Origin of the sequence: Sphingomonas sp. Root720 (assembly GCF_001428605.1) — a bacterium.
In the GTDB taxonomy this organism is placed as follows: domain Bacteria; phylum Pseudomonadota; class Alphaproteobacteria; order Sphingomonadales; family Sphingomonadaceae; genus Rhizorhabdus.
Genome location: NZ_LMID01000013.1, coordinates 423,016 through 438,111, shown reverse-complemented (window position 1 = coordinate 438,111; position 15,096 = coordinate 423,016). Strand labels below are relative to the sequence as shown.

15 protein-coding genes are annotated in these 15,096 nt (G+C 68.7%); 9 read left to right on the top strand and 6 right to left on the bottom strand.

The window, feature by feature from the left end:
* The first annotated feature begins 1 nt into the window (after position 1).
* The 8 genes from fdhF (at position 2) to dxs (ending at position 9,288) form a co-directional block, all read left to right on the top strand.
* Positions 2–2,845: a formate dehydrogenase subunit alpha gene (fdhF, locus tag ASE22_RS19620; RefSeq protein ID WP_056363651.1), complete on the top strand. Its 2,844-nt coding sequence runs from the start codon at positions 2–4 to the stop codon at positions 2,843–2,845.
* A complete protein-coding gene (locus ASE22_RS19615) occupies positions 2,842–3,138 on the top strand; it encodes a formate dehydrogenase subunit delta (protein WP_082545325.1) in 297 nt (98 codons plus the stop codon). Before fdhF ends, ASE22_RS19615 begins: the two co-directional genes overlap by 4 nt.
* A 2-nt stretch (positions 3,139–3,140) precedes the next feature.
* Positions 3,141–3,926 (top strand): formate dehydrogenase accessory sulfurtransferase FdhD, encoded by a 786-nt coding sequence (fdhD, locus tag ASE22_RS19610; protein ID WP_056363649.1) that lies wholly within the window; start codon positions 3,141–3,143, stop codon positions 3,924–3,926.
* The gene (gene mobA, locus ASE22_RS19605; protein ID WP_056363647.1) at positions 3,923–4,453 is read left to right on the top strand and encodes a molybdenum cofactor guanylyltransferase; all 531 of its coding nucleotides are present in this window, start codon (positions 3,923–3,925) and stop codon (positions 4,451–4,453) included. The genes fdhD and mobA overlap by 4 nt, the downstream gene beginning before the upstream one ends.
* A gap of 99 nt (positions 4,454–4,552) precedes the next feature.
* Positions 4,553–6,280, top strand: a complete 1,728-nt coding sequence (locus ASE22_RS19600; protein ID WP_056363645.1) for an acyl-CoA dehydrogenase — start codon at positions 4,553–4,555, stop codon at positions 6,278–6,280.
* A gap of 155 nt (positions 6,281–6,435) precedes the next feature.
* Positions 6,436–6,807, top strand: a complete 372-nt coding sequence (locus ASE22_RS19595; protein ID WP_414886415.1) for a MerC domain-containing protein — start codon at positions 6,436–6,438, stop codon at positions 6,805–6,807.
* 37 nt (positions 6,808–6,844) lie between these two features.
* Positions 6,845–7,321, top strand: a complete 477-nt coding sequence (locus tag ASE22_RS19590; RefSeq protein WP_056363643.1) for a Fur family transcriptional regulator — start codon at positions 6,845–6,847, stop codon at positions 7,319–7,321.
* Between the two features lie 47 nt (positions 7,322–7,368).
* Positions 7,369–9,288, top strand: a complete 1,920-nt coding sequence (dxs, locus tag ASE22_RS19585; RefSeq protein ID WP_056363641.1) for a 1-deoxy-D-xylulose-5-phosphate synthase — start codon at positions 7,369–7,371, stop codon at positions 9,286–9,288.
* 358 nt (positions 9,289–9,646) lie between these two features.
* Here dxs and ASE22_RS19580 read toward each other — a convergent pair whose 3' ends face one another.
* From ASE22_RS19580 to ASE22_RS19565, 4 genes are all read right to left on the bottom strand, one after another.
* On the bottom strand, positions 9,647–9,934 hold the full coding sequence (locus ASE22_RS19580) for a flagellar biosynthetic protein FliO (protein ID WP_082545324.1): 288 nt from the start codon (positions 9,932–9,934) through the stop codon (positions 9,647–9,649).
* A complete protein-coding gene (gene fliN, locus ASE22_RS19575) occupies positions 9,931–10,254 on the bottom strand; it encodes a flagellar motor switch protein FliN (RefSeq protein ID WP_056363639.1) in 324 nt (107 codons plus the stop codon). The genes ASE22_RS19580 and fliN overlap by 4 nt, the downstream gene beginning before the upstream one ends.
* Complete coding sequence (locus tag ASE22_RS19570; protein WP_056363637.1) at positions 10,251–11,246, bottom strand: flagellar motor switch protein FliM; 996 nt, start codon at positions 11,244–11,246, stop codon at positions 10,251–10,253. The genes fliN and ASE22_RS19570 overlap by 4 nt, the downstream gene beginning before the upstream one ends.
* 327 nt (positions 11,247–11,573) lie before the next feature.
* Complete coding sequence (locus ASE22_RS19565; protein ID WP_056363635.1) at positions 11,574–12,359, bottom strand: outer membrane protein assembly factor BamD; 786 nt, start codon at positions 12,357–12,359, stop codon at positions 11,574–11,576.
* Between the two features lie 91 nt (positions 12,360–12,450).
* On the opposite strand from ASE22_RS19565, the gene ASE22_RS19560 reads away from it, so the two are divergent.
* On the top strand, positions 12,451–13,662 hold the full coding sequence (locus ASE22_RS19560; protein WP_056363633.1) for a glycosyltransferase: 1,212 nt from the start codon (positions 12,451–12,453) through the stop codon (positions 13,660–13,662).
* Between the two features lie 66 nt (positions 13,663–13,728).
* Here ASE22_RS19560 and ASE22_RS19555 read toward each other — a convergent pair whose 3' ends face one another.
* Together ASE22_RS19555 and secF are read right to left on the bottom strand one after the other, a co-directional pair.
* Positions 13,729–14,109 (bottom strand): MTH938/NDUFAF3 family protein, encoded by a 381-nt coding sequence (locus ASE22_RS19555; protein ID WP_056363631.1) that lies wholly within the window; start codon positions 14,107–14,109, stop codon positions 13,729–13,731.
* Positions 14,110–14,121: 12 nt separating this feature from the next.
* On the bottom strand, positions 14,122–15,087 hold the full coding sequence (gene secF / locus ASE22_RS19550) for a protein translocase subunit SecF (RefSeq protein ID WP_056363629.1): 966 nt from the start codon (positions 15,085–15,087) through the stop codon (positions 14,122–14,124).
* Between the last annotated feature and the right edge of the window lie 9 nt (positions 15,088–15,096).

The window sequence follows — 15,096 nt, the reverse complement described above, 5'->3', positions numbered from 1 at the left end:
CATGGCGTGGATCGGCGAAATCGACCTCGGCACCAAGGCGGTGCCCGTGACGGGCCCGCTGGTGGCGATCACCATCGACGACCAGCGGATCGAGGTGCCCGAGGGCACGTCGATCATGCGCGCGGCGGCGCTGATGGGGACGACGATCCCCAAGCTGTGCGCCACCGACAGCCTGGAGAGCTTCGGCTCCTGCCGGCTGTGCCTGGTCGAGATCGAGGGGCGGGCGGGCTATCCCGCCTCCTGCACCACGCCGGTGCTGCCGGGCATGGTCGTCCGCACCCAGACCGACAGGCTGAAGCAGCTTCGCCGGGGGGTGATGGAACTCTACATCTCCGACCATCCGCTCGACTGCCTGACCTGCTCGGCCAACGGCGATTGCGAGCTGCAGGACATGGCGGGCGCGGTCGGGCTGCGCGACGTGCGCTACGGCTATGAGGGCGAGAACCATCTCGTCGCCGAGAAGGACGAGTCCAACCCCTATTTCACCTTCGACAGCACCAAGTGCATCGTCTGCTCGCGCTGCGTGCGCGCCTGCGACGAGGTGCAGGGGACGCTGGCGCTGACCGTCGACGGGCGCGGCTTCGAGTCGCATATCGCGGCCAGCCAGGACGAGGATTTCCTGTCCTCCGAATGCGTGAGCTGCGGTGCCTGCGTCCAGGCCTGCCCGACCTCGGCGCTGATCGAGAAATCGGTGATCGAGAAGGGCACCCCCGACCGCGCCGTCGTCACCACCTGCGCCTATTGCGGGGTCGGCTGCACCTTCCGCGCCGAGATGCGCGGCGAGGAGCTGGTCCGCATGGTGCCGTGGAAGGACGGCAAGGCCAATCGCGGGCATAGCTGCGTCAAGGGTCGCTTCGCCTGGGGCTACGCCCAGCACAAGGAGCGCGTCCTGAAGCCGATGATCCGCGCCTCGGTCGACCAGCCGTGGCGCGAGGTGAGCTGGGACGAGGCGATCGCCCATACCGCCGCGGAGTTCCGCCGCATCCAGGCGACCTACGGCACCCGTTCGGTCGGCGGCATCACGTCGAGCCGCTGCACCAACGAGGAGACCTTCCTCGTCCAGAAGCTGATCCGGCAGGGTTTCGGCAACAACAATGTCGATACCTGCGCGCGCGTCTGCCATTCGCCGACCGGCTATGGGCTGAAGACGACCTTCGGCACCTCGGCCGGCACGCAGGATTTCGACAGCGTGATGCAGGCCGACGTGATCATGGTGATCGGCGCCAACCCGACCGATGGCCATCCGGTGTTCGCGAGCCGGATGAAACGGCGTCTCCGGCAGGGCGCGCGGCTGATCGTCGTCGACCCGCGCCGCACCGACCTGGTCCGCTCGCCAAGGATCGAGGCCGACCATCACCTGCCGCTCAAGCCCGGCACCAACGTCGCGGTGCTGACCGCGATGGCGCATGTCGTCGTCGAGGAAGGACTGGCGAACGAGGCCTGGATCCGCGAGCGCTGCGACTGGGACGAATATCAGGACTGGGCCGACTTCGTGTCCGAACCGCAGCGCTCGCCCGAGGCGACCGAGCCGCTGACCGGGGTACCCGCCGCCGAACTGCGCGCCGCCGCCCGGCTCTACGCGACCGGCGGCAATGCCGCGATCTACTACGGCCTTGGCGTCACCGAGCACAGCCAGGGATCGTCGACGGTGATGGCGATCGCCAACCTCGCCATGGCGACCGGCAATATCGGCCGCGAGGGCGTGGGGGTGAACCCGCTGCGGGGCCAGAACAACGTCCAGGGCGCCTGCGACATGGGCAGCTTCCCGCACGAATATTCGGGCTATCGCCATGTGTCCGACAGCGCCACCCGCGAGCTGTTCGAGCGGGCCTGGGGCGTGCCGCTCGATCCCGAGCCCGGCCTGCGCATCCCCAACATGCTCGACGCCGCGACAGACGGCAGCTTCAAGGGCCTGTTCGTCCAGGGCGAGGACATCCTCCAGTCCGATCCGAACACCACCCATGTCGCCGCCGGGCTCGCGGCGATGGAATGCGTGGTGGTGCAGGACCTGTTCCTCAACGAGACCGCGAACTACGCGCATGTCTTCCTGCCCGGCTCGACCTTCCTGGAGAAGGACGGCACCTTCACCAATGCCGAGCGCCGCATCCAGATGGTCCGCAAGGTGATGGCGCCGCTCAACGGCCATGCCGACTGGGAGATCGTCCAGCTCGTCGCGCGGGCGCTGGGGCTCGACTGGAACTACGCCCATCCGTCCGAGATCATGGACGAGATCGCACGGCTGACGCCGAGCTTCGCGGGGGTCGGCTACGACCTGCTCGATGAACAGGGGTCGATCCAGTGGCCCGCCAACGAGACGGCGCCGCTCGGCACCCCGACGATGCACATCGGCGGCTTCGCGCGCGGCAAGGGCAAGTTCGTCGTCACCGACTATGTCCCGACCGACGAGAAGACCGGGCCGCGCTATCCGCTGCTGCTGACCACCGGCCGCATCCTCAGCCATTACAATGTCGGCGCGCAGACGCGGCGGACCGAGAATGTCGCCTGGCATCCCGAGGACCTGCTGGAACTCCATCCGCTCGATGCCGAGAATCGCGGGATCAAGGATCGCGACTGGGTCTATCTCCGCAGCCGCGCGGGCGAGACGACCCTGCGCGTGGCGGTGACCGAGCGGGTGGCGCCGGGGGTGGTCTACACGACCTTCCACCACCCGGCGACGCAGGCGAACGTCATCACCACCGACTATTCCGACTGGGCCACCAACTGCCCGGAATATAAGGTGACGGCGGTGCAGGTCGGCCTGTCCAACGGCCCGTCCGACTGGCAGGAGGATTATGCCGAGCAGGCGCGGCGCAGCCGCCGCATCCTCGTCGAGGCCGCCGAATGAGCGGGATGACCACCGACGACAAGCTCGTCTATATGGCGAACCAGATCGCCCGCAATTTCGAGGCGCTGGGACATGACCATGCCGTGGCGGCGACCGAGGACCATATGCTCAGCTTCTGGGACCCGCGCATGAAGGCGCGCATCCTGGCGCTCGCCGTCGAGCGGGCCGACGCGCTGGGCCCGGTCGCCGCGGCCGCGCTGGAGCGGCTGCGCGCGGGGGTCGTGCCCCGGCCGCAGACCGGCGCGACCCGCTTCGCGGCGGTCGACGAGTCCGGCGCCTCGGACGCCGGCTGAGCATGGCCGACGGGCCGCCTGTCCGATGGCTTCGCTTCCGGCGGGTCGCATCGACCGGGATCGTCGAGCCGATCGAACGCCCCGTAGCCGACGAGACGCCGGTCGCGATCGAATATAACGGCCTCGGCTATGCAGTGCTGATGGCGAGCGCGACGGACCTCGAGGACCTCGCCTTCGGCTTCAGCCGCGCCGAGCGCCTGATCGAGCGGGCCGGGCAGATCGTCGACGTCGACACCCACCGGACCGAGCGCGGCATGCTGGTGCGGATCACCCTGTCTGAGGATCGGCTGGCGCTCGTCGCCGACCGGGTGCGCCACCGCGTGTCCGAATCCTCCTGCGGCCTGTGCGGGATCGAGAATCTCGAACAGGCGCTGCGCCCGCTGCCGGAGGTCGAGGCCGGCCCGCCGCCGCCGGACTCCGCGATCTTCGCCGCGCTGGCCGGACTGTCGGCGCACCAGCCGCTCAACGCCGCGACCGGCGGGGTCCACGCCGCCGCGCTGTGCGGGCGCGACGGATCGATCCGGCTGGCGCGGGAGGATGTCGGCCGCCACAACGGCTTCGACAAGCTGATCGGCGCGATGCTGCGGCAGGGGCTCGACTGGGACGGGGGATTCGCGCTGCTCACCTCGCGCTGTTCCTACGAACTGGTCGAGAAGGCGGCGCTGGCGGGCTGTCCGACGCTCGTCACCGTCTCCGCGCCGACCGGCCTCGCGATCGACCGGGCGCGTGGGGCGGGGTTGCGCCTGATCGTGCTCGCGCGGCCCGACGCGATGCTGGTGGCGCCGTGACCCGGCTGCTCGGCGCGCTGATCGCGGGCGGCCGGTCGAGCCGCTTCGGATCGGACAAGGCGCTGGCGCTGTGGCGGGGCAAGGCGCTGATCGACCACGCCGCCGATGCGCTGCGCCCGCACGTCGCCGACCTCGTCGTCTGCGGGCGGGCCCATGGCCGGCTGGCCGTGGTCGCCGACCGGCCCGCGCCGAACATGGGTCCCCTCGGCGGGCTTGCCGGGGCCCTGCACCATGCGCGGGCGCACGGCTTCGATGCCGTGCTGACGGTGGGATGCGACACGCCGGTGCTGCCGGAAAGCCTGCTCGAAAGGCTGCGATCCTCGCCGCGACCGGCCTATGTGGCGAACCTGCCGGTGATCGGCTTCTGGCCCGTCGCGCTGGCCGACCGGCTCGATGCCTTCCTGGCCGCGGATCGCAAGCATGCGGTGCGGGCCTGGGCGGCGGAGGCGGGGGCCGAGGCGATCGATTGTCCCGAGCTCGCCAACGTCAACGAACCTGCCGACCTGGCCGCGCTGAAACTGGTATGATCGATCAAAAATATTGACTCGCATCGTAGCGGGGCTAGGGCGATCCTGCCGGCCACGCGACGATGCGGGCGCGGATGCAGGATGGAAAGGCTCTGATCGATGTTCGCGCCCCCTCTCGATGAACAGCGCTTCGTGCTCGAGCATGTCACGGGTCTGCCCGAGCTGGCGGCGAGCGATCGCTTCGCGGCGGCGACGCCGGATCTGGTCGATGCGGTGATCGAAGGCGTGGGGAGCTTCGCCGAGGGCGAATGGGCGCCGCTCGCGCGCGCCAGCGACCAGGTCGGGGCGAAGTGGACGCCCGAGGGCGTCGTCATGCCCGAAGGTTTCCCGGCCGCCTACAAGGCCTTTGTCGAAGGGGGCTGGGGCACGATCAGCGCACCCGAGGCGTTCGGCGGGCAGGGCCTGCCCTATGCGCTGGCGTCGGTGGTGCTGGAGACGCTGGGGGGGGGCAACATGGCCTTCACCCTCTGTCCGGTGCTGACGGTCGGCGCGATCGAGGCGCTCGTCCATCACGGATCGCAGGCGCAGCAGGCGCTCTATCTGCCCAAGCTCGTCACCGGCGAATGGACCGGGACGATGAACCTGACCGAGCCGCAGGCCGGATCGGACGTCGGCGCCCTGCGCGCCAGGGCCACCCCGCGTCCCGACGGGAGCTGGTCGATCAGCGGCACCAAGATCTTCATCTCGTTCGGCGACCATGACCTCGCCGACAACATCGTCCACCTGGTGCTGGCGCGTACCCCCGACGGCCCCGCCGGGACCAGGGGCATCTCGCTGTTCCTCGTCCCCAAATATCGATTGAATGCCGACGGATCGCCGGGCGCGGAGAACGACATCCGCACCGTGTCGATCGAGCACAAGATGGGCCTGCACGGATCGCCGACCTGCGTCCTGTCGTTCGGCGACAATGGCGACTGTATCGGCGAACTGATCGGTCCCGAGTTCGGCGGGATGCGCGCGATGTTCACGATGATGAACAATGCCCGGCTCAATGTCGGGCTGCAGGGCGTCCAGGCGGCCGAGGGCGCGACCCAGAAGGCGGTCGCCTATGCGCGCGACCGCATCCAGTCGGCACGCGCCGGATCGGGCAGCGCCGCGCCGGTCGCGATCATCGAGCATCCCGACGTGCGCCGCATGCTGCTGCGGATGAAGGCGATGACCCAGGCGGCGCGCGCGCTGCTCTATTATGCCGCCGGGATGGTCGACCGCGCGACGCTGGGCGACAAGGCGGCGCACGCCCGGCTGGAACTGCTCACCCCGCTCGCCAAGGCCTATGGCACCGATGTCGGCTGCGAGGTCGCCGATATCGGCATCCAGGTCCATGGCGGCATGGGCTATATCGAGGAGACCGGCGCAGCCCAATATTTCCGCGATGTCCGCATTGCCGCCATCTATGAGGGTACGAACGGCATCCAGGCCGCCGACCTGGTCGGCCGCAAGCTGGGCCTCGAGGGCGGCGAGACGCTCGCGCGCCTGATCGCCGACATGCGCGCCGAGGCCGAGGACGCGGGGCTGCGCGCGCTGATCGACGCGTGCGAGGAGGTCGCCGCGAAGCTGTCGGGTGCCGCCATAGACGACCGGCTGGCGGCCAGCTATCCGTTGCTGACGATGCTCTCCACCGCGGTCGCCGGCTGGCTGATGGAACGGCAGGGGCGCATCGCCGCCGCCATCGCCACTGGGGGCGACAGCGCCTTCCTCGCGATGAAGCGGGTCGCCGCGCGCTTCTATGTCGAGCAGATCGTCCCCGAGGCGCTGGGCCTGAAGGCCGCCGCGACGGCGCCGGCCGATATCCTCTATGCGGTCGATGCGGAGGGCTTCGCCGCCTGACGGCGCGGTCCCGCGGATTCCCGCCGCTTGCCCCATGCGCGGCCGGCGGCGGGTCGGGGACGCGCGGCGACCGAGAGAAAATCTCCGCGAAAATCGAAATGATATATTGTATCTTCGGCCTCGGCATGCCATTTGCGGCCCGAGAGGAAGATGTCGTGACACGCCCCAACTCCGCCCGCGACCTGTTCGACCGGCTGGCCATCGGCCTGTCGGCGCTGTGCTTCGTGCACTGCGCGGCGAGCGTGCTGCTGGTCGCGGTGCTGGCGACGGCGGGCGGCGCATTGCTGCATCCGGCGATCCACGAAGTCGGCCTCGGACTGGCGATCCTGCTCGCGGTGGTCGGACTCGGCAGGGGGTTTCTCCAGCATCGCCGCCCCGTGCCCGTGATGCTCGGAACGCTGGGAATCTCGCTGATGGCGGCGGCGCTGAGCGTCCCGCACGGCCCCGTCGAGGCGGTTTTCACGATGGCGGGCGTCGCCGCCGTCGCGGGCGCCCACTTCCTGAACCGGCGCGCGCACGCCTGGTAAGCCTTGAATGCCCCCTGGCCGGTGCTAGATTGTCACCATGGCAACCGTTCATGATCACCAGCTCCACAAAGGCCAGTCGCTGGCCGACGCCGCGCAGCGCGCGTTCGAGCGGGCGGGCGAGCAATGGACCCCCATGCGCGCCGAGATCTTCTCTGCGCTGAGCGCCGCGGCCAAGCCCGCCTCGGCCTATGACCTTGCCGAGACCGTATCCGCTTCGACCGGCCGGCGGGTCGCCGCCAACAGCGTCTACCGTATCCTCGACGTGTTCGTGGCGGCCAACCTGGCGCGCCGGGTGGAAAGCGCCAACGCCTATATCGTCAACGCCCACCCGGAGTGCGAGCATGACTGCATCTTCCTGGTCTGCGACAGCTGCGGCCAGGCCAGTCATGTCGACAATGACGACCTGACCGGATCGGTCCGCCGCGCGGCGGAAAAGGCCGGTTTCACCAATCTCCGCCCGGTCATCGAGGTGCGCGGCTGCTGCGCGATATGTTCGGAGGGGGATGCGGCCTGACGCATCGGGGGTGGCGACGGGGCCTCAATCGGTTTAAGGCCGGCAGGATGACCGACCGTCCCGTCACGCCGCTTCTCGATACCGTCGACACGCCCGAAGACCTTCGCCGGCTCAAACATGCGGATCTCCGCCAGCTTGCCGACGAGTTGCGCGAGGAGATGGTTTCGGCGGTGTCGGTGACCGGTGGCCATCTCGGCGCGGGGCTCGGCGTCGTCGAGCTGACCGTGGCGCTCCATTATGTGTTCGATACGCCGCGCGACGTCCTGATCTGGGACGTCGGCCACCAGGCCTATCCCCACAAGATCCTGACCGGCCGGCGCGATCGCATCCGCACCCTGCGGCAGGGCGGGGGGCTTTCGGGCTTCACCAAGCGCAGCGAGAGCGAATATGATCCGTTCGGCGCGGCGCACAGCTCGACCTCGATCTCGGCGGCGCTCGGCTTCGCGGTGGCCAACAAGCTCGCCAAGAAGGACGGTCGCGCGATCGCGGTGATCGGCGACGGCGCGATGTCGGCGGGCATGGCCTATGAGGCGATGAACAACGCCAAGCAGGCGGGCAACCGGCTGATCGTCGTCCTCAACGACAACGACATGTCGATCGCGCCGCCGGTCGGCGCGCTGTCGGCCTATCTCGCCAAGATCGTCTCCTCGCGGCCCTTCCTGTCGATGCGCGGCTTCGCCAAGCGCGTGGCGCAGAAGCTGCCCCGCCCGATCCACGATTTCGCCAAGCGATCCGAGGAATATGCCCGCGGCATGGCGACCGGCGGCACGCTGTTCGAGGAACTAGGCTTCTATTATGTCGGGCCGGTCGACGGCCATAATCTCGATCATCTGCTGCCGATCCTCGAGAATGTCCGCGACGGCGACCATGGTCCGATCCTGGTCCATGTCGTCACCAAGAAGGGCAAGGGCTACGGCCCGGCCGAGGCGGCGGCCGACAAATATCATGGCGTCCAGAAGTTCGACGTCGTCTCGGGCGTGCAGGCCAAGGCGCCGCCCGGACCGCCGAGCTATACCGGCGTCTTCGCCGACGCGCTGGTCGCCGAGGCCAAGCGCGACGACCGGATCTGCGCGATCACCGCGGCGATGCCCTCGGGCACCGGCCTCGACAAGTTCGGCAAGGCCTTCCCGGAGCGCAGCTTCGACGTCGGCATCGCCGAGCAGCATGCCGTGACCTTTGCAGCGGGCCTCGCGGCGCAGGGCTTCCGCCCTTTCTGCGCGATCTATTCGACCTTCCTGCAGCGTGCCTACGACCAGGTCGTCCACGACGTTGCGATCCAGAACCTGCCGGTGCGCTTCGCGATCGACCGTGCGGGGCTGGTCGGAGCCGACGGCTCGACCCATGCCGGCAGCTTCGACGTCACCTATCTGGCGACCCTGCCGAACATGGTGGTGATGGCCGCCGCCGACGAGGTCGAGCTGGTCCACATGGTCCATACCGCCGCCCTGCACGACAGCGGGCCCATCGCCCTGCGCTATCCGCGCGGCAACGGCGTCGGCCTGACCTTGCCCGCCGTTCCCGAGCGGCTCGAGATAGGCAAGGGCCGGGTCGTGCGTGAGGGCAAGACGGTGGCGATCCTGTCGCTGGGCACGCGGCTCGGCGAGGCACTGCGCGCCGCCGACCAGCTCGAGGCGCTGGGCCTGTCGGCGACGGTCGCCGACCTGCGCTTCGCCAAGCCGCTCGACGAGAAGCTGATCCAGACCCTGCTCACCAGCCATGAGGTGGCGGTGACGATCGAGGAAGGCGCGATCGGCGGCCTCGGCGCGCATGTCCTGACGCTCGCGTCGGACCTGGGCCTGATCGACAACGGCCTGAAACTGAGGACGATGCGCCTGCCCGACAGCTTCCAGGAGCATGACAAGCCCGAGAAGCAATATGCCGATGCGGGGCTCGACGCCGAGTCGATCATCGGTACCGTGCTGGCGGCGCTCCACCGCAACAGCAAGGGCCTCGAAGAGAGCGCTTAACGTGCGGGCGCCCTCAGGCGCCGGGCGCGAGGCATCCGCCTCGCTTGGCTACCTCGCATAAGCTCGGGCGGCCGTTCGGCCTTGCGGAGCCTTGGCAGGCTCCGACGATCGACCCAGTAACCGTCATGCTAAGCGGGGCGTGTCATCATTGGCGGACGAAACGCTCCCACTGCCGTCACCCCGGGCTTGATCCGGGGGCCCGCTCCTTTCCCTTCCGTCGAATGGGGGAGAGCGCCGGTCGGGTCATCATATCCGCACGACAGGTTGTCCTGAGAAGCGGGACCCCGGGTCAAGCCCGGGGTGACGGTGTGCGTGGTGATGAACGCCCCTGCTTCGGCATGATGCGCGAATCAAAAGATCAGAGGTCCTCATCCGGCAGGACGAAGGCGCCGTCCGCCGGCGCCTCGGCGATCTTCTCGATCCGGCCGCGCGACACGGCGACGAGGATGTGCCGATTGGCGAATTCGACGACGGCGAGACGGCCGGTGGCGCCCATGGGGATCGCGTCGACGACGCGAAGCGTCCTTTCCCTGTTGCCGATGGCGATGCCGGGCTGGAGCTTGCGCCACAGCCAGAGCGATCCATAGGCCAGGCCCGCGACCAGCGGGACGAGCAACAGCAGTCGCAACAGGTAATCCAGCATCATTGGCGGCGTTCGATTCCCGATAGCCGCGCATCGGCGGCGACAACGTCGACCACCCTTATCCCGAACTTTCCGTTCACTGTCACTACCTCGCCCTTCGCGACGAGCGTGCCGTTGACCATGATGTCGAGCAGCTCGTTGGCCTGGCGGTCGAGTTCGACCACGCTGCCCGCGTTGAGCTCCATCAGTTCGGCGAGGCGAAGCGACGTGCTGCCGACCTCGACCGACAGGCGCAGCGGGATATCCGCCAGCAAGCGGAAATTGTCGCGGCCCGTGAGCTCGGCGGCGCCGGGGACAGCGGGAACGTCGGCCATGTCGCTCATTTCAGCACTTCCTTGTTGAGTCTTTCGATCATCATCGCGGCGCGGCCGTCCTGCTCGCCGATCGTGCCTTCGGCGAAGCGGCGGTTGCCGACGAGGAGGGGAACCGTCTGGGAGAGATTGACCGGGATGACGTCGCCGGGCTTGAGCGCCAGCAGCTGCGCCACCGTCATCTCCGGCCGCGCCAGCACCGAGCGGACGGGCAGGGCGACATTGTCGAGCGCGGAGAACAGCTTGCCCTTCCACTCATGATCCTCGCCGCCGGCGCCCGCGTGGGTGCGCGCGGCGATCTCGTCCTCGATCGGCTGCATCAGCGAGAGCGGGTAGAGGATCTCGATTCGGGTCGAGCGCGACATGCCCGGCTTGATCGTGAAGCTCTGCACCACCACGGGCTCGTCGGCGCGGACCATGTTGGCGAAGGTGGCATTGGTCTCGTGGGTCGAGAGTTCGAACTGGAGGGGGAAGGTCTCGGCCCAGCTCTTGGTCAGCACCTCGACGATCGCGTCGGCCAGCCGGCGTTGCAGCCGCTGCTCGGACGGGGTGAACTCGCCGCCCTTGGTGGTCAGCCCGTTGCCGGTGCCGCCGTAGAAGGCGTCGACCATGTTGGTGATGAAGCCGGGCTCGATCGCGATCATCATCATCCCCTTGACCGGGCGGACCCGGAAGAGGCTGAGGCTCATATAATCGGGCTGGTTGCGCTGCCACTCGTCGAAACGGCGGGTTTCGAGCGGGATCGGATCGACCTTGCTGCGGGTCTGGGCGATCGGCTCGATCACGTCGCGCAGGCGGCGGGCGATCCGCTCGTTCATCCGCTCGAGGTGCGCGAGGTGGGCGACCGGGCGGTCCTTGCGCTGGCCCAGCGCATAGGGCTCGACGTCGCGCGCCTGGCGCACCTTGGGCGCCTCGGCACCCTCCTGGTCGAAAGAGATGTCGCTGAGTTCGTCCATCAGCGCGGCGACCTCGTCACCCGAAAGACTGGAAGCTGCGCGCGTCATCGACTCAGCGAATGTCCCGAACCCGTTGCCGCCGGGTCCATCCCGACGGATTCGCTATACGGTCGAGGTGGTTAACGAATTGATGAGGAGGGGCGTCGTTCGTTTGGCGCTCACGCGCCTGGCGCCGGGCATCCGCCCGGCCAGGCTATCCTCCCATAAGCTCGGGCGGCCGTTCGGTCTTGCGGGACGCTGTCGCGCCCCGATGCTCAGCTCGTCGTCGGAGTCCGCCAGGGCTCGGCAAGCGCGAACGCGCGTCCGAGCTCATGCGAGGATAGCCAAGGTCTCGGATGTGACCGCCGGTGCATGAGGCAAAACAAACAGCCAGCCTCAGCTGGCGGAGATGCCCTTCTTGCGGAGCAGCGCATAGGCATGCTCATACCATTTGCTGCCCGGATAATTGGCGCCCAGCACCGCGGCGGCGCGCTCGGCTTCCAGGGGGACGCCCAGTTCCAGATAGCTCTCGGTCAGCCGCAGCAGCGCTTCGGGCGCATGGCTGGTGGTGTCGTACTTGTCGATGACGGTCCGGAAGCGGACGACCGATGCGAGCCAGTCGCCGCGCCGCTGGTAGAAGCGGCCGATCTCCATCTCCTTGCCGGCGAGATGGTCGTTCACCAGGTCGACCTTCACGCGGGCATCGGCGGCGTAGCGCGAATCCGGATAGCGGCGGATCAGTTCGTTGAGCGCAGCCAGTGCCTGCTGGGTCAGCTTCTGGTCGCGCGTGACGTCCTGGATCTGCTCATAATAATCGATCGCGATCAGGTAGAGCGCATAGGGCGCATCGCGGTTGCCCGGGTGGATCGAGATGAAACGCTGCGCCGAGGCGATCGATTCGGTGTACTGGCGCGCGAGATAATAGGAAAAGGCGCTCATCAGCTGCGCCCGGCGGGCCCAGACCGAATAAGGGTGCTGGCGCTCGACCTCGTCGAACAGCGCGGCGGCCAGCTTGTACTGGTGGCGGTCCAGCCGCTCGCGCGCCGCGTTGTAAAGCGTGTCCACGTCGCGGGCGACATATTTGGTGTCGCCCTTGTTCTTGCTGGTGGCGCAGCCAGCCAGCGGAACCAGGGTGGCGGCGGCGATCATCAGCGCGATCGGACGGGAGACTTTACGCAGCATAGGCCCGCCTCTTTACGGGGCAAATGTCGCCGCCGCAATGGGCGCGAAGAGAGGGGGTGCGCAGCGGGCCCAACACGTTAATGTGAGGGCAATGTTGCGCGTCCTGACCCTGTCGACACTCTACCCGGATCGCACCCGTCCCGGCTTCGGCGGCTTCGTCGAACGGCAGACCCGCGCGCTCGCCGCACGGGCCGATGTCGAGGTCCGCGTGGTGGCGCCGTTCGCGGTCCCGCCGACCCGCCTGGCGAAGCGCCACCCGGCCTATCGCGCGCTCGCCGGGCTGCCCGCGCGGGAGATCTGGAACGGGCTGGAGGTCCATCGTCCGGCCTTCGCGACCCTGCCGATGATCGGCGGCCGGATCAATCCGTGGAGCCTCGCCCGGACCGTGGCGCCGCTGCTCGATTCGATCCGGGCGGAGTTCCCCTTCGACGTGATCGACGCCGAGTTCTTCTATCCCGACGGCCCGGCGGCGGTGCGGCTGGGCGCCCGCCACGGCGTGCCGGTGTCGATCAAGGCCCGGGGGAGCGACATCCACCTGTGGGGCGCGAATCCCGCCTGCAGCCGCAAGATCGTCGCGGCGGGGCGGGCGGCGGACGGAATGCTCGCCGTATCGGCGGCGCTGCGCGCGGACATGATCGCGCTGGGCCTTCCGGGCGAGCGCATCCGCGTCCATCATACCGGGGTCGACCAGGCGGCCTTCCGTCCACGCGACCGCCGGGCGGCGAAGGCCGCGCTGGGCGTGCGCGGGCCGCTCGTGGTCAGTGCCGGCAACCTGATCCCGCTCAAGGGCCATGCGCTGCTGGTCGCGGCGATGGCGGCGCTGCCCGGGGTCAAGCTGCTGATCGCGGGGCGCGGACCAGAGCAGGCGGCGCTCGCCGCGCAGGTCGAGCAGGCGGGGCTCGGCGATCGGGTGTGGCTGCTCGGCGCCCTGCCGCACGAGCAACTGCCCGGCCTGTTCGCGGCCGCCGACGCGATGGCCGCGCCGTCCTCGTCCGAGGGGCTCGCCAATGTCTGGGTCGAGGCCCTGGCCTGCGGCACGCCGATCGTGATCACCGACGTCGGCGGCGCGCGCGAGGTGGTCGACCGCGCCGCCGCGGGCCGGCTGGTCGACCGGACGCCTGCGGCGATCGCCGAGGGAATCAGGGCGGTGCTCGCCGATCCGCACCCGCAGGCCGAGGTCGCGGCGGCGGCGGCGCGGTTCACCTGGGAGCGGAACAGCGAGGCCCTGTTCGAGCATCTGAGCGGGCTGGTTCTTCGTCATTCCCGCGAAAGCGGGAATCCATGGTTGCGGGACGCTGTTTGACCGGATGTGCCGCCGTCCATGGAGTCCCGCGTTCGCGGGAATGACGGTGGGGGTGGTCAAGGAAATCTAAAGCGGCATCAGCGCCGCGACGATCCAGCGGTCCTCGCCGCGCAGCACGTTCCAGGCGCGGGCGGCGGCGCGGCTGTCCATCGGTTCCACGCCGAAGCCGAGCGCCTCGATCTCGGCCATGAAGGCCGGGGAGGGGCGGCGCATCGTCGGGCCGGTACCGAGCAGCAGGAATTCGGGTGTCGGCGCGACGTTCGGCAGATCGGGCAGGTGGGCGGCGGTCAGCGCGTCGACGAGCACCGGCGGGTTCCAGTCGAGCGCATCGACCGGGGTCAGCCACAGGCCGCCCGGCACGATCCGGTCCTCGATGCGGAAGGCCGTGCCGGCGAACCCGCGGATGACGGGTCCGCCGGGCGGAAGCTCACGGTCGAAGCTGACCATCGTCGGGCGCGATCAGGGCTGCGGGCCGATCCGCTCGGCGTCGGGCCGCGTTTCCTTCGGCTTGGCGGCGAAGCGCTGCGGTTCGAGGCCGAGGGCGATCAGCAGCGACGAGGAGACATAGACCGACGAATAGGTGCCGACGATGATGCCGAGCATCATCGCCGCCGCGAAGCCGCGCAGCACATGGCCACCGAACAGCAGCAGCGCGCCGAGCGCGAGGATGATCGTCACCGAGGTCATCACGGTGCGCGGCAGCGTCTCGTTGACCGACAGGTCGATCAGCGCCTTCATGTCCATCTGGCGATATTTGCGCATATTCTCGCGGATACGGTCGTCGATCACCATCTTGTCGTTGATCGAGTAGCCGATGATGGTCAGCACGGCCGCGACGATGTTGAGATCGAACTCCATCTGGGTCAGCGCGAAGAAGCCGAGGGTCATCAGCACGTCGTGCACGATCGCCACGAAGGTCGACACGCCGAACTGCCATTCGTAGCGCAGCCAGGAGAAGACCGCGATGCCGAGCACGGCGAGGACGACCGCGAGCACGCCGTTCCGGATCAGCTCCTCCGAGACCTTGCCCGAGACCGTATCGTAGCGGGAGAAGGTGACGCCGGGGAACTGCTTGCGCAGCGCCGCCGAGACCTTGTTGACGACGGCGTTGGTCGCGCCTTCGTCGCTGCTCTCGGGGATCGGCAGGCGGATCGACACGGTTTGCGGATCGCCGAACTGCTGGAGCGAGCTGGTGCCGACGTTCAGGCCGTCGATGTTGCTGCGCACCGCATCGAGCGGCGGCGGGCTCGGGAACTTCGCCTCGATCATCAGGCCGCCGACGAAATCGACGCCCATGTTGAGGCCGCGCGCGCCGACGATGGCGATCGACGCGACGGTCAGCAGCGCGGTGATGATGAAGGCGATCAGCCGGACCCGGACGAAGCCGATATTGGTGTTGTCGGGAACAAGTTTCAGCAGACGCATGGCTCTGTT